Below are 19,591 nucleotides of genomic sequence, written 5' to 3' on the forward strand. Positions count from 1 at the left end.
TTCATAAATGATTCTGGATGACTTAATTAGAAAAGAATTGTTAACAGATAACGAATTAGATTACTTTAAGCTTCTGATTCAGCCTCCTGTTTTATGTCAGAGTTTGATAGGTTTTTTGAGAAAATCCATAATAAACCTAAGATTATTGCCAAACTTATCAAGAAAATGACGACTCCCATTATTAGTTGTGAGCTTAGATAATTATTCGAGACAAAAGCAATACTTGATGGTATGTTATAACTTCTATGATGAGAGAGACTATCCTCAACAGGAACCTCAATTAAAACAGACTTTGATGAGCCATCAAAAGCTGATTGATTAATTTGGAAAAATTTAGAATATCGCAATACCCAAAAAAGTGAATTCTTATTATTAGTCATACTGGTTACACCAGTCCCATATTTAGGTTCAGCAATCATTGATGGATTTTGTCCATCAAAATCAGAACGAACAATTCCGTCGCCATAATTAGGATTAAGTAAACCAATAGTAAAGTATAAAAACTTACCATCTGTTAATAAAGTATCCTCATAATTATTAATGGACAAAACTCCTTCACCTGTCCAGTTTCGTAAAATCGACAGTGCATCAATGGCTAATAAAACGGGATTGCTTATTTCTATTTTTAATAGAAGTTCGGTTGGCTTCCCGAAGCCGCCAGATTGATTACGAAGATTGCCGTCAATATGTGTATAAATAAATTTTCCATCTGTTGTTAAATGTTTTATCTGAGGTTTAAATGTTGTAGATTCATAGGGAAATTCAAAAAGCATGGAAAAATTATCCCCGTTGATATCTGATCTATAAATAAAAGGCTTTCCCTCTAAATTTTGTCCTAACCAAAAAAGAAACTTCCCGTCTGTCGTTAAAGAACTAGGAAGCCATCGTACTATTTGAGACCCGGCTTTTTGAGAAAGATCAACAACAACAGATGGTTTAGAACTATCAATGTCCATCTTATAAACATACATGGAAATGTTATTGTCATTACCTTCTTTAAACTCATAATCATAATCCAGCCAAAAAATAGATTTCCCACTACTAACCAGATTGATTCCTGTCTCATATTTCTCCTCAATATTAAATGTTTTTGGAATATCAAGAAATATAGATGGTTCAGTGTTATTACTTCTTAAAATATAAAATATGTCTTCTTTTTTCGTCGTCCAAATTAAATTACCTTCCTTTAGTTGTCCAAAAGCAGGGTATGCAGTTATAACTAGCGACAGTATGAAGATGAATAAAATAGTCAGTAATCTTAGTGTTTTTTTCATATTTAAGCCAGATGCGAATCAATTTAGCTTTCTTGGGTTTCTTGTGATCTATAGCTTTTCAAATGGAGTCTGGACAAGGCTTTCATGGCTTAGTTACCCAAGAAACTGTTCACAATACCCTTTGTCACAAATCGCCGAGAAGAACGTTACTGAGTGTTCGGTCGAACCGTAATCAAAATTAAGGACTTAACCTCCGCATCCGCATGAATGGCTCACTGAAAAAACCTATCCTTATAATATTCCATCACCCCCTAAGCGATCAAGTCCTTACACCGAAGATTGTGTTCTAATCCGCTTCTTATATAACACTTGCCGATTCCTCGCCGAACATTTCTCAGGCAACTTCGCCAGTTGGCTGCTGAAAGAGACTGTCATGATGGCGAAACTCAAACCATCGGAACTTTCCTTCGATCCAATTTAAGCCGATGCGATGATTGTACTCTAATCCGAGGATTCTATTTTTCAAATCAAGTTTCAAACGTTGCCAAAGGAGGAAATCCCATTTCGGATGTTAGATTGCCGAGTTCGAGGTTTGCAGGGCTTGCTTTAGGGTGGCTCTTCGTTACTTGGTATGGTTTGATCGGGTGGCATCAATCGCCCTAAATCCTTATCAGGTAAAAGACTTAATTGATTAGTTCGTTCTAGTCGGGTGTGGGGTAAAATTGGCAGCGATAGGCTTTCTCCATGGCTCAGGTTCTAGTATATATCGTGTAAATGCGCTAGTATTTAAACTAAAGCCGTCCTAAAAAGACGGGGTTTGGAACTCAATTTTTCGATGACGACAATAATCGACGAGTTAAGGCAACAATGGCAAGATATACTCTCTCAAACCGAGGATTCCTTAACCGATCGCCAACGGGATACCATTATCAATTGGTTACTCGGTGAAGATAGCCAACGTTGGGAAACTTTAGACGAGAGAGATTTAGAAATCGCTAAACGGGGATTAGTCTATCTTTGGCAAATTTTACAGCAACGCTATCTCAAGGTTAGTCCCACCCGTGCCTATCGTAACCTGATCGATCGTCTCGGTGCTTGTGTCACTCTCCGGCAACAAATTCGCACTTGGGTTTCCTTAAGTCGCGATCGTCGGCAAGCGGTGGCCGATGTCTTGCAGGAAGTTATTCAAGAAATGTTAAATAGCGATCGCTATCTGCAATCCCAGTTAGCATGGATCGCTCGTTGTACCACCGATCAAGCTACTCGCGATCAGCTGCTGTTAGCCACCCTAGAAGAATACGCCCTGCGTCCGATCCGCAATCAACCCCTGTTAGCCTATCGTTTTGTTAATTATCTTCGTCGTCAATCGAGGAGCGGTATCACTAATGTGCCGCAGCAAGAAATAATCCGGATTCTCTCCGATGAAATTAGTGGCGATGAGGGGGAAAATAGCTTAAGTTTACTGGATCAAAATGCGATCGCTATCTACGAAGATCAACGCACTTCCCAAGAAGCGCAAATTCAACGGGCAAAAGTTCAAGAGAGTTTTGCTAGATATCTAGAGGAAAATGTTAGTCCGGAGGCGGTGACTTGGTTTAACCTCTATTTAGGGGGCGAAAACCAAGATGCGATCGCCAAAGCGATGAATATTCCCGTCGAACGGATTTATCGTCTCCGGGAAAAAGTTGGCTATCATGCGATTAAGGTTTTTGCCCTCAAGGAAGGGACAGAATTAATAGCTGAATGGTTACAAATCAGCCCGAAAGAGCATAATTTTGGCTTAACTCTCAGTCAATGGCAAAGTTTCTATGCTGCCCTTTCTCCCACGGGTAAAAGCGTTATCGATGGGTTAAAAGCGGGTAAAACCCTTGAGGAAATCGCCGGCGAATTAAACTGTAAACGCACGCAAGTGGTCAAAGAATGGACGCAACTTTATCTAAGCGCCCAAAGTCTCAGGACAAAAACCTAATCAGTTATCAGTTATCAGTTATCAGTTATCAGTTATCAGTTATCAGTTATCAGTTATCAGTGATCAGTGATCAGTGATCAGTGATCAGTGATCAGTGATCAGTGATCAGTTATCAGTTATCAGTTATCAGTTATCAGTTATCAGTTATCAGTTATCAGTGATCAGTTATCAGTTATCAGTTATCAGTTATCACTTCACTGAGAAAACTCCCCACACCCCACACCCCACACCCCACACCCCATCCCCTTTTTGATTTTTGACTTCAAGAAATATGTGGATTATTAGCAAAAAAGTCGGGGTATTTACCCATTATTTAACCCCTACGGGGACATTTACCCCCAGCATCGACAAAGCCAGTAAATTTTCTGCTCGAGAAATGGCGGATATTATGGCTAAAAAATACGGGGGAATAGTAGAGGCAATGAAATAATTATGACCATTGGCATTTGGATTTTAGGGGATCAATTATGGACAGGACAAGCGGCCTTAGCTAATCGTCAAGCCTATTCACAGGAAACACCGGTTATTTTAATTGAATCCCACAATCATATTCGACCAAGACCCTATCATCAGCAAAAATTAGTTTTAATCTGGTCGGCGATGCGTCATTTTGCCGAAGAATTAAAAACTTTAGGATGGTCTGTCACCTACGAAGTTGCTGAAGATTTTGAGCCGATTTTATCTGCTTGGATTAAGCAATTAGGTATTAAAGAATTACAGATAATGATGCCTAATGATTTGCCTTTTCTTAGATTAATTAAAAATCTCAATTTAGACTGTGCTATAACCCTAATTGATAATAATCACTTTCTCTGGACAAGGACAGATTTTAATAATTGGGCTAAATCTCGTAAAAGACTATTACTAGAGGATTTTTATCGAGAAAGTCGCAAAAAATGGCAGATTTTAATGGAGGATAATCAACCCATAGGAGGACAATGGAACTTTGATAAACAAAACCGCAAACCGCCCAAAGATGGATTAAAAACTACTGCTCCTCTTTGGTTTGAACCTGATGAAATTACCCTTCAAGTTATCGCTGATGTGGAAGCTTTAGATATTCCTAAATATGGAAAAATTAAACCTTTTCCCTGGGCAGTAACCCGCAGACAAGCTTTACAAGTATTGGAGCATTTTATTACTAATTGTCTGCCCAACTTTGGAACCTACCAAGATGCGATGGTAACGGGAGAAGAAACCCTCTGGCATTCCCTATTATCTCCCTATCTGAATCTAGGATTGCTAACGCCTTTGGAAGTGATTCAAGGGGCAGAAATTGCCTATAAAAAAGATAATTCAGCCCTAAATAGCATCGAAGGATTTATCCGTCAGGTGTTAGGATGGCGGGAATATATGCAGGGAATTTATCATTATCTGGGAGAAGATTACGCTAATCATAATTGGTTTGAGCATCAACAATCCTTACCGGCTTTCTTTTGGGATAGTAATCAAACCGAGATGAATTGCCTCAAACAAGTATTATCCCAGGTGGAAAATACTGGTTATGCTCATCATATTCAAAGATTAATGATTTTGAGCAATTTTGCCTTAATTTTTGGTTGCTCTCCCCAAGAGATTGAAAACTGGTTTCATAGTGTTTTTATCGATGCCTACGATTGGGTAATGCAGACTAATGTACTGGGAATGGGACAATTTGCCGACGGGGGAATTCTCGCCTCCAAACCCTACGCAGCCTCGGCGAACTATATTGATAAAATGAGTGATTATTGTCGGGGTTGTCTGTATAAAAAAAATGAACGAGTCGGGGATTTAGCCTGTCCTTTTAACTTTCTTTACTGGGATTTTTTGGCACGACATCGAGAAAAATTAAAATCCCAAGGTCGAGTTAATATGATTTTAGGTCATCTCGATCGAATGTCGGCAGCTGAACTTAATCAAATGCGCTACCAGTCCAACCAATTACGAGCTATCAGTAGTCAGGATTTAGGAGTCAGGAGGAGATAGGGTGATAGGGTTTTGGGGTGATAGGGTGATAGGGTGATAGGGTGATAGGGTGATAGGGTGATAGGGTTTTGGGGTGATAGGGTGATGAGACAACTTCCCCATCTCCCCACTTCCCCACTTCCCCACAACCAAAACCCACTATGATAATTGCTATATGAGTAAATCAAAGGAAAAAAACCGGATTGCCTATCAGGAATTTGGAGATCAAAGTAATTCTCAAGCTTTTGAGCGTTCCATCCCTGAATTACCCCCAAATCAGCAGAATTTGCGAGTACAAACCTCCCGCTCCGGTCGTGCGGGAAAAACCGTTACCATGGTTACAGGTTTTCAATGCCAAACCGAAACTCTGACGAAATTATTAAAACAGTTAAAAACCGCTTGCGGAACGGGTGGTACAGTGAAAGAAAATACCATTGAGATACAAGGAGATCATCGCCAAAAAATTGTACAAATTCTCATTGAATCGGGTTACAAAGCCAAAATTAGCGGAGGATAGCTAAAAATCATGATTCCCTCTTGGTTGCTTATCGGTGTCGTGGGGTTTTTGGTAGCGTTAGCTGGGGGATTACTCAATTCTCGCGATGTGCGTTGGTTTGCGCGTTTGCGTCGTCCCGATTGGTTAACCTTTGAAAGATTAATCCCTCTTATCTGGACAATTATCTATATTTGTGGGGCAATTTCTGCTTATTTAGTCTGGGAAGCTCAACCTGCTAATCGCTGGTTTTTGATGGCTTTTTATCTGTTGGTGGAATTGACTATTACTGCCTATACTCCCGTCACCTGTAAACTACGCAGTCTCAAAGCGGGAACGATTATCGGAGGTACGGGTTTTTTCTTGGGTTGTCTTCTGGCGCTCTTGGTTTTCCCTGTTTCTTCTTGGGGGGGTATCCTACTCCTACCTTACCTGATCTGGAGTCCGATCGGTACCTATGTGACTTGGGAAATGAGCCATCTCAATCCTCGGGATGTCTAGACAGGAAAAGTGGGGTGGGTTAAAAATTAACCCATCCCACAGATCTTATTGCCATCTACCAACTTAAAAATCTAGACTGTTTTTTCCGCTCTAACTCGCTCTACCCTGCGAGGACTGGAGCAATCAAGGAAGTTAGGAACCTCCTGACGACAGTGAGGACAATACCAGTAGGCACGACTAGCTACAAGGTGACGAAGGGTAATTCCCGAACAAATCGGGCAGCTGTGCATGGATTGTCAGACTAATTTCAAACGTTTTTAAAATTGTCCTACCTCCTGAAATAATCCTAAACAAAATCGCCGCTCTTTAAATCTAACTTTAGGTAGAAACCTGGTGTTTCTTTCGATAGATTCCCCAGAAAATATCTAGGGATGAGGACGGAAAAGATGGGAATGTTGCGGGTGATAAAGTTGCGATCGAGTTCCTGTAATCTGGTTTAAAGCGGGACTAATGAGATAAAGGGTAGTTCTAGTTAAATTTTCCCGATGGGTTAGTTTGGCCATCTCTGACAGGGGGACAACCCAGATTTTTTCGTCGGGCCAACCGAGACGGAAACAAACGGCCACCTGTTGCTCTGGCTGGTAGTATTGTAGGAGTTTCTCCTGGGCTTTGTCAACATGACGAGCGGCTAAATATAGGCATAAACTGGCTTTATGAGCGGCTAAAGAGGCTAATTCTTCACTTTCTGGCATGGGAGAGGCTTTTCCTTCCACCCGGGTTAGAATAATTGTCTGGACTAATTCCGGAATCGTTAATTCTAGGGCCAATTTGGCCGCTAATCCCTGAAAGGCACTAATTCCGGGGATTAGCTGAAAGGGGATATCTGCTGCTGTCAAAAGCTCAATTTGTTCTTGGATGGCACTATAGAGACTTAAATCCCCCGATTGCAGTCGCACCACCGCTAAACCCCGACGCACGCGATCGATCATTAAAGGGATAATTTCCTCTAGGGTGATGCTACTGGTGGGAATTAACTCGGCATCTTTAGGAGTGTCCTCAAGCATCTGTTTGGGGACGAGGGAATCAGCAAAGACGATAACATCGGCTTTTTGGAGAATTTTATAGGCTTTTACCGTCAATAATTCCGGATCTCCGGGTCCCGCACCAATAAAATAGACGGCCGGGGAGAGCGCCGAGGAGTCAATTAAAGTCATACTAAATCCTGTTTACAAGGGGTGTGGGGTGTGGGGAGAATAAATAAAAACAATCTCCTGAATACTGAATACTGTCTCCTGAATACTGAATCCTATCATTAACCTGAACATTTGTATTTAATTAGGGTAAAACTGACTATAATTAAGTGGGTGGGTGGAATTAAATATAAGATGAACGTAGGTTGGGTTGAAGCATGAAACCCAACGTCCGATTATGTTACGCTACCGCTAACCCATCCTACAAATAATTGTGCCTCCCTACTTAATGATAAAGCACGGTCAGCATTGACAATGATTAGCGATCAATCCCTCCCCCCCCAAAATATTGAAGCGGAAGAATCTATCTTAGGTGGCATTTTGCTAGATCCAAAAGCGTTAGGTAGAATCAGTGATTTTTTAATTCCAGAAGCTTTCTATGTGAAAACCCATCAAGATATTTATCGTGCGGCGCTTGCTTTACAAGGGAAAGGAAAACCGACGGATTTAATGACGGTTAGTAGTTGGTTACAGGATAATCATCTGCTGGAAGAAATCGGGGGAATGCCGCGATTGTTACAATTAATTGAGCGCACTGTCTCGGCTGCCAACATCGATCGCTATGGGGAATTAGTGATGGATAAATATATGCGTCGTCAGTTAATTTCCACCGGGGGAGAAATTATCGAGTTAGCCAGGGATACGACGCTAGAATTAGAAAATGTTTTCGATGAATCGGAACAAAAGATTTTTCGTCTCACCCAAAAACGACCCCAGGAGGGTTTAATTTTTCTGGGGGATACTTTAATCGAAACTTTTAACGAAATTGAGAAAATGCAGGAGACGACCACTCTACCCGGTATCGAAACTCAATTTTATGATCTTGATGCGATGACCAGTGGTTTACAACCCTCGGATTTAGTTATTATTGCGGGTAGGCCTTCCATGGGAAAAACTTCTTTTGCTCTTAATATTGCTTATAATATCGCTCAACAGAATTTACCTGTGGCTGTCTTTAGTTTGGAGATGTCCAAGGAACAATTAGCCCAACGTTTGTTATCGAATGAGGCTAAAATCGAAAGTAATCGGATTCGATCGGGCCGTTTGGGACAAAATGATTTAGAGAAGGTTCTTGGGGGACTAGAAAAGTTATTAAATTTGCCCATATATATCGATGACAGTGCTAATTTAAGTGTGATTCAAATGCGTTCCCAAGTGCGGCGCTTACAGGCAGAAAAAAAGGGACAAATGGGCTTAGTTTTAATCGATTATCTGCAATTAATGGAAGGGGGAGGTGATAATCGCGTTCAGGAAATTTCTAAAATTACCCGCAGTCTTAAGGGTTTAGCGAGGGAAATTCATGCTCCAGTAATTGCTCTTTCTCAGTTAAGTCGCGCTGTGGAATCTCGCAATAATAAAAGACCGATGATGTCCGATTTACGCGAGTCGGGATGTTTAGCGGGTGATAGTTTAGTTGAGTTAGCCGATCCCCGTGCTAAAGTGCCAATTTGTGAGTTAGTGAATTGCTCTAATTTTACGGTTTTTGCTCTTAATGAGGAAACAATGAAATTAGAAAAAGCACTGGTAACTAAGGTCTTTTCCACAGGATTTAAGCCAGTTTTTCGATTAACAACTCGTTTAGGCCGCACGATTAGAGCTACAGCCAATCACAAGTTTTTGACTGTCCACGGTTGGCAAAGATTAGATGAATTAAATATTGGTAATTATATCGCTTTACCTCGCTTTTTACCTAGTTCGCAATTACAAACTATGAGTAATGCTGAATTAGCATTATTAGGTCATCTAATTGGTGATGGATGTACCTTACCACGTCATAGTGTTCAATATACGACTAAAGAGTTAGATTTAGCCAATTTAGTTGCTTCTTTAGCGATACAAGTATTTGATAATCGAATTAATCCTCGAATTAGTCCTGAACATCAATGGTATCAGGTTTATTTAACAGCGAATTATCCCTTAACTCATAATATTAAAAATCCTATTTCTCAATGGTTAGAACGTCTAGGAGTTTGGGGTTTACGTTCCTATGAAAAATTCATTCCTCCTCAAGTTTTTGAGCAAACTCAATCAGCAATAGCCTTATTTTTACGTCATCTTTGGAGTACCGATGGTTCCCTTAAATTGGTTCAAGGAAAATCACCTCGTCCTATGGCTTATTATTCTAGCAGTAGCTTAAGATTAGCTCAGGATGTACAATCGCTTTTACTAAGAGTAGAAATTAATGGAAAGCTATCGAAACACTCACAAACAGGAAAAGGACGAGATCAATACCATGTTACAATAACAGGTAAATCAGACTTGAAGAAATTTACTGAGATTATTGGTGCTGTTGGCAGCTATAAAACCCAGTCTTTACAAGAAATAACTACTTATCTTCAAAATCACCAAGCTAATCCTAATAAGGATATCATTCCTAACGATATCTGGCGACTATATGCTGTACCCGCTATGGAACAAAGTGGTTTAACTACACGACAAATGCAAGCTGCACTGGGTAATCAATATTGTGGGACAAGTTTATACAAATCAAACTTAAGTCGAGAAAGAGCCAATAAATTAGGAGACATTCTTGAATGTTCCCAAATACAGCACTTAGCGGATAGTGATATTTACTGGGATGAAGTTATGGCAATTCAAGCGGATGGAGAGACAGAAGTGTATGATTTAACAGTAGATAAATTGCATAACTTTATTGCCAATAATATCATCGTCCATAACAGTATCGAACAGGATGCGGATTTAATTATGATGTTATACCGAGATGAATATTATAACCCCGATAGTCCCGATCGAGGTGTGGCTGAAGTAATTATTACTAAACATCGTAACGGTCCCACTGGCACAATTAAGCTACTTTTTCAACCGGAATTTACCAAGTTTCTCAATCTTAAACAAAGTCGCTCTAATTATTAAAATGCAAGCAAATATTAATTATAAAACCCACAATTGTCTCTTAATACTTTTGGTAATTATCCTAACTCTTGGTGTGGTTTTTCGTTTTGCAAATATCGATAAAAAAGTCTATTGGCATGATGAATCCTACACCACCATTAGAACCACTGGTTATCAAGCAAAGGAAATCGCAGATACTATCTTTAAAAATCGTCTTTTATCTACCACAGAATTAGGAAAATTTCAACAACTAAAACCCGAAAGTAATGTTTTTGATACGATTCAATCTCTCGCTAAAGAAGACCCTCAACACCCACCTTTATACTTTATTATCTCTCGCTATTGGGAAAAACTATTCGGTTTTTCTCCCTTTTATTCCCGCAGTTTAGCGGTTGTTTTTAGTCTTCTCTCTCTGCCATTTATTTACTATCTATCCCTAGAATTATTTCCATCAAAGTTAACGGCAATTCTAGCAGTAATTTTATTAGCACTCTCTCCAGTTGATATAATATTCGCTCAAATGTCCCGTCAGTATAGTCTTTTAGTTATGTTAACGATAATCAGTCAATTAATGCTGTTAAAATGCCTCAAAAAAAGAACTCTTGTTAATTGGTCTTTATACACCTTCTCTAATACTCTCGGACTCTACACCCATCTCTTTTTTATTCTTAACTTATTTGCTCAAGCAGCCTTGATACTTTGGTATCTTGTTATGAAACCAGAGCGAAAAAATAACTTGATATTTTTCCTGTTATCTGGGTTAACAATGATAATTTTATATATACCTTGGTTACAGGTTTTTTTAACTAACTCTCAAAGAGCCTTTAATTCCACCAGTTGGGCTGCCGTTAACTATCTCGATTGGGGATTGTTCAGTAAATTATGGCTCTTAACTTTTACTTCTCCATTTAGCGATAGCGATTTTGGTTTTAATAACATCTTCACCTATATATATAGACTGATTTTTTTAATCTTAATTATCTATGCTTTTTATCGAGTTTATCACTACAATAACCCGATAGTTTTTACTTTTCTGATTACCTCAACCCTAGTACCTTTCCTAGCTTTAGTCATTCCCGATCTAATTTTGACCACCACTAGATCAACTGTCACCCGTTATCTAATTGCGACCTTTCCCACTATCTATATAACTGTAGCTTTTTTCTTGTCACAATTGCTTAGTCAAGGGAAATTTTCAGGTAAAATTATCTTGACTTTTTTGTTAACTGCTAGTATAATATCGAACTTTAATAATGCTCTTTCCGAAACCAGTTGGGCAAAAGTTCCTAGTTATTGGAATGGCGAAGTTGCCAGAAAAATTAATGCTGTACCCAATGCCATTATTATCAGCGACGAAGGTAATGACTGGACTAACTTAGGTGATTTGCTTTCCCTTAATTATCGTCTTAATGCTGATGTACAATACTTCCTGACTACAACTAACCCCGATACCGATAAGTTAAAAGAAGTCCTAGAAATTCCCCAGTCCAACTTATTTTTTTTTCGTCCTTCCAATCGGTTATTACTGGCCCTAGATCAATTCGATATTCGTCTTGATGATTTCTATCCTCAAGGTCAATTGTGGCGAGGGAAGAAATAGGTAAATATATAAGTAGGTGGGTGGAATTAAATATAAAATGAACGTAGGTTGGGTTGAAGCATGAAACCCAACGCCCGATTATGTTACGCTACCGCTAACCCATCCTACAAATAATTGTGCCTACCTACTTATTTTGGGTCAATCTAGCCTCAAAGAGTTGAGCAAAGCTGGTATTATAACCAGTTAAAACCGTTAATCTTCACCTTAAAGAAATGACTTTTCTAATTCCGACTAGCGTTTGGCGGCAAATTCTTAAAAAGTTCCCTATACTACTATTCTTAGTATCTTTTCTCATAGTCCTACTATTAGGCTATTTTTCTGCCGCTTTCTCTCAAAGTCGAGATCCTGATATCCGCGGTGTTTGGATCACCACCAACGATACTGCGATGCTGATGGACAGGGATAAACGACAACAGGCGATCGAGCAATTAGTTAATCTTAATTTTAATGCTATCTATCCCGTGGTCTGGAATTCCGGTTATGCTCTCTATCCTAGTGCGATCGCCCAACGGGAAGGAATACAGCCTTTTGTGCCTACGGGAGCGCAGGGACAAGATATCTTGGCAGAATTGGTGGAACAAACCCGTGGCAGGGGATTATTGGTCATTCCTTGGTTTGAATTCGGATTTATGGCTCCTCCCACCTCGGAATTAGCCTTAAAACATCAGGACTGGTTAACCCAAAAACGCGACGGGGGGACCACTTGGGTAGGGGCAGCCGGTGAGGTGGTGTGGTTGAATCCCTTCCGTCCCGAGGTGCAGAATTTTCTGCGGGAGTTAGTCTTGGAAGTAGTGGGACAATACGATATTAATGGCATCCAATTCGACGATCATCTGAGTTTACCCAACGAATTCGGCTATGATCCCTATACTATCGCTCTTTATCAACAGGAAACCGAAAAAACGCCCCCAGCTAACCCCCGGGATCCCGAATGGACAAAATGGCGGGCCGATAAAATCACTGCTTTTCTGGCTAATCTCAAAGAATCAATTCAGGCAATTAAACCGAATATACTGCTTTCGATCGCCCCTAATCCCTACGAATTCGCCTATAATGGTCATTTACAGGATTGGCTCGGTTGGGTGCGGCAAGGATTAGTCGATGAGTTAATCGTACAGGTTTATCGTCCCGATTTGCCCAGTTTTCTCAAACAAATAGAGCGTCCCGAAATTCAGGAAACCCAGCAAACTATCCCCACCGGTGTGGGAGTTTTAACCGGTTTACGCAATCGACCGATTGCCCTACCCTTGATTGAAGAAAAGGTATTGGCTGCTCGTCAACGGGGTTTAGGGGTGATTTTCTTCTTTTATGAAAGTCTCTGGCAGCAAGCTTTGGAACCGCCAGAAACCAGAAAAGCGGCAATTCAAGCGATGTTTTCGCAACCCATCACTCCCCGTCTTCCCGTGCTGGAAAATATCCCCTTAGTTAGTACACCTGAACCTGTTGACCAGCCAGAACTAACCCCCACACCTCCCCCCTTAGCTCCGGACGGGATCGAAATTCCTGTAATTCCCCCTCCGGGTAGTTAATAGCAATTTTGGCCCATCGAAATTATACTAAATCCTGTTTAAAAGGTATAGGAGAGTGGCGGGATTTTTTTCAGTGTTGCCAAAGGCACGGCGTAGCCGTCCAGTAAACAGTAAACAGTGCAATGAAAACTCGCATCTGATTAAATGCTGACGTCTAAAAAGCTTGTCAAGATTGCCGAGAAGCAGCATTTAAGTAGGGAGGCACAATTATTTGTAGGATGGGTTAGCGGTAGCGTAACATAATCGGGCGTTGGGTTTCATGCTTCAACCCAACCTACGTTCTGATTAAATGCTGACGTCTAAAAAGCTTGTCAAGATTGCCGAGAAGCATCATTTAAGTAGGGAGGCACAATTATTTGTAGGATGGGTTAGCGGTAGCGTAACCCATGCAGGCGTTGGGTTTCATGCTTCAACCCAACCTACGTTCTGATTAAATGCTGACGTCTAAAAAGCTTGTCAAGATTGCCGAGAAGCATCATTTATTCAGAGTAAATTTTTCAGTCCTATGGTGATATAATTTTGATTTTGATTGGGATTTTGGATAAACCTAACGACGATTTTATCTCGTTCTTCTAATAGGGTTTCTAGGGTTAATAAATTTGATTCTGTAGATTGAGAGAGAATTTTATATAAGGTACTCTCGCTCGAATTATAGTCTCGCTCATTTTCTTTGGCAATATCACTAATTTCGTTGCGATTATAAAAAATAATTCCTCTGAATTGCACAAATATTTTTGCATTTTGATAGTTTTTCTGGGGATTAGCATGATTATTGAGAGTCAGAAGCATATAGATTCTATTCATCCCGCTTTGAAATTTACCAGCAATCTGCTTTAATGTGCTTTCTTTGTCTTTTTTTGCCTGTAGGGATGCTTTAAGTTCAATTAAACAAATTTGCAGATGATAATTGAGAATTTTACCCCCATCATCGACTTTTCTCTGTAAAACTAATATAGCTTTTTCAGGGGTTTTGCCGGAAGCAGAGATACCGTGTAACTCTTTTTCTAAATTGATAACCCAGATTTTATCTACTTCTGTAGATATATTTTTGTCATTTTTAGACGATAACTGTAAGTGATTAATAACTACTTTCTTTAAATCGGTCTGTTTTGTTTCTTGAATTTCAATATACTCATCCTGAGTAGGGGAGATTTCTTCAATAAAACCCTGTTTTTCTAAAGCTTGATGAAACTCTTGTCTAAGGGAAAATATTTCTTTTTTTGAGTTAGACTTACTCATTCTCTGCTAAATAGATATGATTGGTTAAAATTTCTCCAGATTTCTGCACAGAGTTGATAACTTCTTTAAAGTTACGAAAATAAACACCATATTGACTGGTTCCATAATCAATAATTTTATCACCCGTGAAAAAGTAAACCCCTAAGTCTTCTTTAGCAAGTGAAATTTCTGGATTTAAATTTTTTAATTGATTATCTTCAATAATTTTTGTGACATCAACATCATAACTTTTTAAGGTATGAAGATAAACATAATTGTTGAGAATATCGGTTAAAATCGGGCTATGGGTGGTGATCAAAACCCGATTATCATGCTCGGTGACAAATTGAACTAAAATATCCATTAAGCGAATTTGATTTTCGGGATGCAAATTAACTTCTGGTTCATCTATCATCAAAAAATTGTTTTTTTCCTTGGCCCAATATTTGAGGTAAAGATACAAGACAGTCAACTGATTGACTGAAGATGAAGCTAGATACATAGGTAAATCTTTGCTTTCATCGAATTTAAAAGAAAATTGAATAGGTGCGATCGCTTCTAGACTAGAAATCGTGATTTCTCCTCCCATTAATCCGATCATCTTTTCAATCAGAGAATTATAAACTGAATTAATTTTTTTCTTGGTATTGAGAGAATAAAGCGACTCAATCACTTTATTCATTGGTTCTGTGTAAGACCTTTTGGGTAATTGTTCTTGAAGACGTTTGAATATATCCCGATTAGTATTAACATCATCATCAATATTTTCTATTAATTCTTGCAATCGACGATTATACTCACTTCTTTTATTTCTCTCTATCTCATAAATGTACTGGTAGAAAACAGGAAAAAAGCTACGACTAGCGGGGATAAAAAAAGTATCTTCTGCATGAGACAAAAGCACTCTTATTATTGACGGAATAATTACTGATTCCTTGTATGGTTTAGCTCTCTCAAAAAAGTCTCTGGGTATTTGATCAAATACTTTTTCAGGTATATTAGGTTCTTTTATATTTATTGTTAGGCTACCTTTGCCCTTGCTAATCTGTAAATACTCCAGATCATTATTTCCTGCAACACGAACCAAAAAAGTTGTTTTAAATTTCGTCTCTTTAAATTCTTGGATATTTGCTTGAAAAACTAATTTATTGGAACCAATAATCGTTTCTTTAATACTGGCATCAAGATTATAAGTATTAACAACTTCTTTTTCAATAAATCGGCTAAATTTATTGAGAATCTCATCGATTAATTCTTGATTAATCTTAATAGGTTTTTTAGAGTCAATTACTAAAGAATCAATTTGGGTATTTTCGGAAAACTTTCTAATATTGTCATCATTAAAAATTGTCCATAAAAGCTGAGAAACTAGGGTTTTGCCACTATTATTGTAACCAATAAAAGTATAAAACTTCTTGGTTAAATCTATAGTTTGATTATTATTTCTAATTGACCCCAAATTCTTGATCAGTAGTTCCATATTATTTTTACCAATCACACCGAGAGGATAACTAATTTTTTAAAGGTGGACAAAATGCCCACCCTTAAAACTATTGTAAACTGCTAGTTAACTGACTTTTGGCCTTAGCTAAAGCTTCGCTTAACTTACTAGCATCCCGTCCCCCAGCTTGAGCTAAATTGGGACGACCACCACCACCACCAGCGCAGATTTTAGCGATCGCACCGATAAATTTACCCGCTTGTAAACCCTTATCTTTAATCACCCTGGAACTAAAAGCGGCCACTAAACTCACTTTATCAGCTGCGGGAGTCGAGGCCAAAACCACTGCCCCTTCCCCTAATTTTTGCTGTAGTCTTTCGGCCGCAGCCATCAAAGCATTAGCATCAATATCGCCCAAAGAAGCGACTAATAGCTTAAATTCGCCGATAGATTCAGCTTGAGATAGCAAAGCATCCGATTTAGTTAGCGCCAACTCCTGTTTAACCGCTTCTAACTGCTTTTGTGTCCCCTTTAACTCTGATTGTAGGGCCGTAATGCGATCGGGAATTTCCAGAGGTTTGACCTTAAAGCGATCGCACAAATCCCGCACCACCTGATCCCGTTCATTCAAATAGGCTAACACGGCAGGGCCGGCCACCGCTTCGATGCGACGAATTCCCGCGGCGATTCCCGTCTCGGAGATGATTTTAAATAAACCGATCTCGGCGGTATTTTTAACGTGAGTTCCCCCGCATAATTCCATAGAAACGCTAGGAATATCGATAACTCGCACTTCTGAGCCGTATTTTTCGCCAAACATGGCAATAGCTCCCTTTTGCTTCGCTTCTTCCAATCCCATCACCGCTATCTCGGTGTCATGCGCTTCGGCAATCCAAGTGTTAATCTGTTCTTCCACCTGTTGCAATTCAGAGCTAGTCAGGGGACGAGGACAGTTAAAATCAAAACGGAGGCGCTCAAAACTGACGAGGGAACCTGCTTGGGAAATCCCCCCATCGACAAGCTTTTTCAAGGCCGATTGTAGCAGATGGGTGGCGGTATGATTAGCTTGGGCGCGACGACGACAGGAACGGTCAATCTGTGCATTAATTGTATCGCCGGTGGTGACAATTCCCCGCTCAATCCGACCAAAATGGATAAAAATCCCCGATTCTTTCTGCACATCCTCCACGCGGATAAGCAGATTATCGCCGGTTAAATAACCCTTATCACCGATTTGTCCACCCGATTCGGCATAAAAAGGCGTTTGATCGAGAACTACCTGCACCTCAGTGCCTGCTGCGGCTGATTCCACCGTTTTACCGGCGACTAAAACCGCCGTTACTGTTGCGGTTGCTTGCAAATCCGTATAACCGAGAAATTCCGTCGGGTGAATATGTTCTGCCAGCTTATCTAAACTACCCTGTACCGTCAAATCTATGGTTTCGTGGGCGGCTTTTGATCTTTGCTGCTGTTTTTTCATTTCCTGCTCGAAACCCGCCGTATCGACGCTTAAACCCTGCTCCTCGGCGATTTCTTGAGTGAGTTCCAGGGGGAAGCCATAGGTATCATAAAGGGTAAAGGCATCAACTCCCGAAATCTGGCTTTTTTCTTTTTCTAGAATCGATTCGAGCAGTTTCTCGCCTCTTTCTAGGGTTTCTAAAAATCTCGCTTCCTCTCGCTCTAATTCTGCCTTGATCACCGTTTCTCGTTCCCGAACATTGCCATAGACGGACTCGGAAAGAGCGATCGCAACTTCCGCCACTTTGCTGATAAATTGACCTTCAATACCGATTAAACGCCCGTGCCGTACTACTCTCCGAATCAGACGACGCAGGACGTAACCCCTGTCAGTATTCGATGCTGAGATACCATCCGCTATCATATGTACTACCGAGCGCACATGATCACCGATGACTTTTAGGGAAACTTTCGTTTTTTCGTCCGCTTTCTGGTAGTCTATGGCTGCTAACCGGGCCGCTTCGGCGACAATCGGGAAAATTAGGTCAGTTTCGTAGTTATTGGCGACTTTTTGCAGGATTTGCGCCATCCGTTCCAAACCCATCCCCGTATCGATATTTTTATTCGCTAGGGGTGTCAGATTGCCGTCTGCGTCGCGGTTATACTGCATAAAGACGAGGTTATAAAACTCGATAAAACGGCTATCATCCTCTAAATCGATGGTTTTATCCCCTAATTCCGGGTGAAAATCGTAGTAAATTTCCGAACAGGGACCACAGGGACCCGTGGGACCCGATACCCAAAAGTTATCCGCTTCGCCCATTTTTTGGATACGATGGGCAGGAATACCGATTTTATCGCGCCAGATAGCGAAAGCTTCCTCATCCTCTTTAAAGACACTAACGACTAATCTTTCGGGGGGAAGCTTAAAAACTTCTGTGGATAATTCCCAGGCCCAGGCGATCGCTTGTTCTTTAAAATAATCACCAAAGCTAAAATTGCCCAACATCTCAAAAAAAGTATGATGTCTAGCAGTCCGGCCGACATTTTCGATATCGTTGGTGCGAATACATTTTTGGGAAGTGGTAGCGCGGGGAAATTCCGGGGTCTTTTGCCCTAAGAAAATCGGCTTAAAAGGGAGCATTCCCGCAATAGTCAGCAAAACGGTGGGGTCTTCTGGGACTAGGGAGGCACTAGGGAGAATTTTATGGTTTCTGGCCGCAAAAAAGTCTAAAAATCGCTGGCGAATCTCGCTTCCGCTTAGGTGGTTACTCATAGAAGATGTCAGTTAATCAGAAAATGCCTATTTTATCCATTGTGGCATTTTTACGTTTTAACTCTCCACCTTTACCCTCGCGCCGCTTGTCGGACTTGTTCTAAGTCTAAATCCAAAGCTTGAGCGATTTGTTCCACACTTAAACCCAAAGCAAGCAAACGGGGAATAGATTCCAGTTTTCCTTCCTGTCGTCCTTCCTGTCGTCCTTCCTGTTTAGTTGCTTCCTTCCATTCCTGATAGGTTTGAGATAAAGTCATAAACACCTCTCTATCCTCAGTTTCTAGGATGTTATTTACTTCCATACTAACCCGCCAACTAATCAATAATTCCAGCACATTTTCCCGGAAAGCATTACCTTGAGGTAATTCTAACAATTCTCGCACCGCTTGGTTTTGAGTTTTTCCCCGTCCTAATAATCTTAACCAGAGAGTCTCAGCCGTCACAGGCAATTGATTAATAGCGATAATTGCCGTGCGATAAAGCGAGGGAAGAAAATAGACTCCTTCTGGCCAATCTGGCTCTAATTTTGCCCCAAATCCTCCTAAAACAGTGATACCAGCCGAAGGGGATAAAATCCACAAACGAGGGGCATTGTCTTCATTGTAACTCTGATTTTCTCGTTTAGCTTGTCTTTGCAGTTCGGCTAAAATCGCCAAAAGTTTTGCTAAACAATTACGAATCTCGCTCCGATTGGGAGGATTGCGATAGGGTTCAATTAAGACAGTATTAAGGACAATTCTGCCTAATAATCCCAGATAATCGGGGTTTGGTTCGGGATTGGGGGAAAAAAATAGGTCTATCTGTCGGGTTTCATCGCTGACTTCTTTGCTGATTTCGACGGTTCCCAGGGGAGAAAGTAATTGTTCAAGGTAATTTTTGGCAAATTGGTCATGGGGTTTCATGGA

Annotated in this window: 15 protein-coding genes; 9 read left to right on the forward strand and 6 right to left on the reverse strand. The window is 40.3% G+C overall.

Features of this window, described 5'->3' with window-relative positions:
* Nucleotides 1–65 precede the first annotated feature (65 nt).
* Nucleotides 66–1,274, reverse strand: coding sequence for a hypothetical protein (locus IM515_RS10465; protein WP_002739520.1), 1,209 nt, complete (start codon nucleotides 1,272–1,274; stop codon nucleotides 66–68).
* A 775-nt stretch (nucleotides 1,275–2,049) separates the two neighbouring features.
* On the opposite strand from IM515_RS10465, the gene IM515_RS10470 reads away from it, so the two are divergent.
* From IM515_RS10470 to IM515_RS10495, 6 genes are all read left to right on the forward strand, one after another.
* Nucleotides 2,050–3,183 carry a HetZ-related protein 2 gene (locus IM515_RS10470; RefSeq protein WP_002767266.1) on the forward strand — a complete coding sequence of 378 codons (1,134 nt, stop codon included), beginning with the start codon at nucleotides 2,050–2,052 and terminating at the stop codon, nucleotides 3,181–3,183.
* Nucleotides 3,184–3,277: 94 nt separating this feature from the next.
* Nucleotides 3,278–3,436 carry a hypothetical protein gene (locus IM515_RS10475; protein ID WP_287633130.1) on the forward strand — a complete coding sequence of 53 codons (159 nt, stop codon included), beginning with the start codon at nucleotides 3,278–3,280 and terminating at the stop codon, nucleotides 3,434–3,436.
* 18 nt (nucleotides 3,437–3,454) lie between these two features.
* Nucleotides 3,455–3,613 (forward strand): hypothetical protein, encoded by a 159-nt coding sequence (locus tag IM515_RS10480; protein ID WP_002776561.1) that lies wholly within the window; start codon nucleotides 3,455–3,457, stop codon nucleotides 3,611–3,613.
* A gap of 2 nt (nucleotides 3,614–3,615) precedes the next feature.
* Nucleotides 3,616–5,148, forward strand: coding sequence for a cryptochrome/photolyase family protein (locus IM515_RS10485; RefSeq protein WP_287627578.1), 1,533 nt, complete (start codon nucleotides 3,616–3,618; stop codon nucleotides 5,146–5,148).
* Between the two features lie 154 nt (nucleotides 5,149–5,302).
* Nucleotides 5,303–5,644: a translation initiation factor gene (locus IM515_RS10490; RefSeq protein WP_287627579.1), complete on the forward strand. Its 342-nt coding sequence runs from the start codon at nucleotides 5,303–5,305 to the stop codon at nucleotides 5,642–5,644.
* Nucleotides 5,645–5,653: 9 nt separating this feature from the next.
* Complete coding sequence (locus IM515_RS10495) at nucleotides 5,654–6,121, forward strand: TspO/MBR family protein (protein ID WP_002767260.1); 468 nt, start codon at nucleotides 5,654–5,656, stop codon at nucleotides 6,119–6,121.
* Between the two features lie 365 nt (nucleotides 6,122–6,486).
* Here the strand turns inward: IM515_RS10495 and cobM are convergent, their stop codons facing one another.
* Nucleotides 6,487–7,275, reverse strand: a complete 789-nt coding sequence (cobM, locus tag IM515_RS10500; protein WP_287627580.1) for a precorrin-4 C(11)-methyltransferase — start codon at nucleotides 7,273–7,275, stop codon at nucleotides 6,487–6,489.
* A 291-nt stretch (nucleotides 7,276–7,566) separates the two neighbouring features.
* On the opposite strand from cobM, the gene IM515_RS10505 reads away from it, so the two are divergent.
* The 3 genes from IM515_RS10505 to IM515_RS10515 all read left to right on the forward strand — a co-directional run bounded on the left by IM515_RS10505 (nucleotide 7,567) and on the right by IM515_RS10515 (nucleotide 13,293).
* Entirely contained in the window at nucleotides 7,567–10,185 is a 2,619-nt protein-coding gene (locus IM515_RS10505) for a replicative DNA helicase (protein WP_287627581.1), read from the forward strand.
* A gap of 1 nt (nucleotide 10,186) precedes the next feature.
* Nucleotides 10,187–11,764, forward strand: a complete 1,578-nt coding sequence (locus tag IM515_RS10510; protein WP_287627582.1) for a glycosyltransferase family 39 protein — start codon at nucleotides 10,187–10,189, stop codon at nucleotides 11,762–11,764.
* A 212-nt stretch (nucleotides 11,765–11,976) separates the two neighbouring features.
* The gene (locus tag IM515_RS10515; protein ID WP_193961706.1) at nucleotides 11,977–13,293 is read left to right on the forward strand and encodes a family 10 glycosylhydrolase; all 1,317 of its coding nucleotides are present in this window, start codon (nucleotides 11,977–11,979) and stop codon (nucleotides 13,291–13,293) included.
* A gap of 483 nt (nucleotides 13,294–13,776) precedes the next feature.
* Here IM515_RS10515 and IM515_RS10520 read toward each other — a convergent pair whose 3' ends face one another.
* The 4 genes from IM515_RS10520 to IM515_RS10535 form a co-directional block, all read right to left on the reverse strand.
* The gene (locus tag IM515_RS10520) at nucleotides 13,777–14,532 is read right to left on the reverse strand and encodes a hypothetical protein (RefSeq protein ID WP_287627583.1); all 756 of its coding nucleotides are present in this window, start codon (nucleotides 14,530–14,532) and stop codon (nucleotides 13,777–13,779) included.
* Nucleotides 14,525–15,991, reverse strand: coding sequence for an AAA family ATPase (locus tag IM515_RS10525; protein ID WP_287627585.1), 1,467 nt, complete (start codon nucleotides 15,989–15,991; stop codon nucleotides 14,525–14,527). Before IM515_RS10525 ends, IM515_RS10520 begins: the two co-directional genes overlap by 8 nt.
* 70 nt (nucleotides 15,992–16,061) lie before the next feature.
* Entirely contained in the window at nucleotides 16,062–18,686 is a 2,625-nt protein-coding gene (gene alaS, locus IM515_RS10530; RefSeq protein WP_287627587.1) for an alanine--tRNA ligase, read from the reverse strand.
* Nucleotides 18,687–18,757: 71 nt separating this feature from the next.
* Nucleotides 18,758–19,588, reverse strand: a complete 831-nt coding sequence (locus IM515_RS10535) for an Rpn family recombination-promoting nuclease/putative transposase (protein ID WP_287697983.1) — start codon at nucleotides 19,586–19,588, stop codon at nucleotides 18,758–18,760.
* Nucleotides 19,589–19,591 lie beyond the last annotated feature (3 nt).

Origin of the sequence: Microcystis sp. M44BS1, from assembly GCF_020244875.1 — a bacterium.
GTDB classification, from domain to species: domain Bacteria; phylum Cyanobacteriota; class Cyanobacteriia; order Cyanobacteriales; family Microcystaceae; genus Microcystis; species Microcystis panniformis.

What these genes read in the sequence shown, in the direction of transcription:
- IM515_RS10465 (WP_002739520.1), bottom strand. Translation starts at nt 1,274, where the DNA reads ATGAAAAAAACACTAAGATTACTGACTATTTTATTCATCTTCATACTG.
- IM515_RS10470 (WP_002767266.1), top strand. Translation starts at nt 2,050, where the DNA reads ATGACGACAATAATCGACGAGTTAAGGCAACAATGGCAAGATATACTC.
- IM515_RS10480 (WP_002776561.1), top strand. Translation starts at nt 3,455, where the DNA reads ATGTGGATTATTAGCAAAAAAGTCGGGGTATTTACCCATTATTTAACC.
- IM515_RS10485 (WP_287627578.1), top strand. Translation starts at nt 3,616, where the DNA reads ATGACCATTGGCATTTGGATTTTAGGGGATCAATTATGGACAGGACAA.
- IM515_RS10490 (WP_287627579.1), top strand. Translation starts at nt 5,303, where the DNA reads ATGAGTAAATCAAAGGAAAAAAACCGGATTGCCTATCAGGAATTTGGA.
- IM515_RS10495 (WP_002767260.1), top strand. Translation starts at nt 5,654, where the DNA reads ATGATTCCCTCTTGGTTGCTTATCGGTGTCGTGGGGTTTTTGGTAGCG.
- cobM (WP_287627580.1), bottom strand. Translation starts at nt 7,275, where the DNA reads ATGACTTTAATTGACTCCTCGGCGCTCTCCCCGGCCGTCTATTTTATT.
- IM515_RS10505 (WP_287627581.1), top strand. Translation starts at nt 7,567, where the DNA reads ATGATTAGCGATCAATCCCTCCCCCCCCAAAATATTGAAGCGGAAGAA.
- IM515_RS10510 (WP_287627582.1), top strand. Translation starts at nt 10,187, where the DNA reads ATGCAAGCAAATATTAATTATAAAACCCACAATTGTCTCTTAATACTT.
- IM515_RS10515 (WP_193961706.1), top strand. Translation starts at nt 11,977, where the DNA reads ATGACTTTTCTAATTCCGACTAGCGTTTGGCGGCAAATTCTTAAAAAG.
- IM515_RS10520 (WP_287627583.1), bottom strand. Translation starts at nt 14,532, where the DNA reads ATGAGTAAGTCTAACTCAAAAAAAGAAATATTTTCCCTTAGACAAGAG.
- IM515_RS10525 (WP_287627585.1), bottom strand. Translation starts at nt 15,991, where the DNA reads ATGGAACTACTGATCAAGAATTTGGGGTCAATTAGAAATAATAATCAA.
- alaS (WP_287627587.1), bottom strand. Translation starts at nt 18,686, where the DNA reads ATGAGTAACCACCTAAGCGGAAGCGAGATTCGCCAGCGATTTTTAGAC.
- IM515_RS10535 (WP_287697983.1), bottom strand. Translation starts at nt 19,588, where the DNA reads ATGAAACCCCATGACCAATTTGCCAAAAATTACCTTGAACAATTACTT.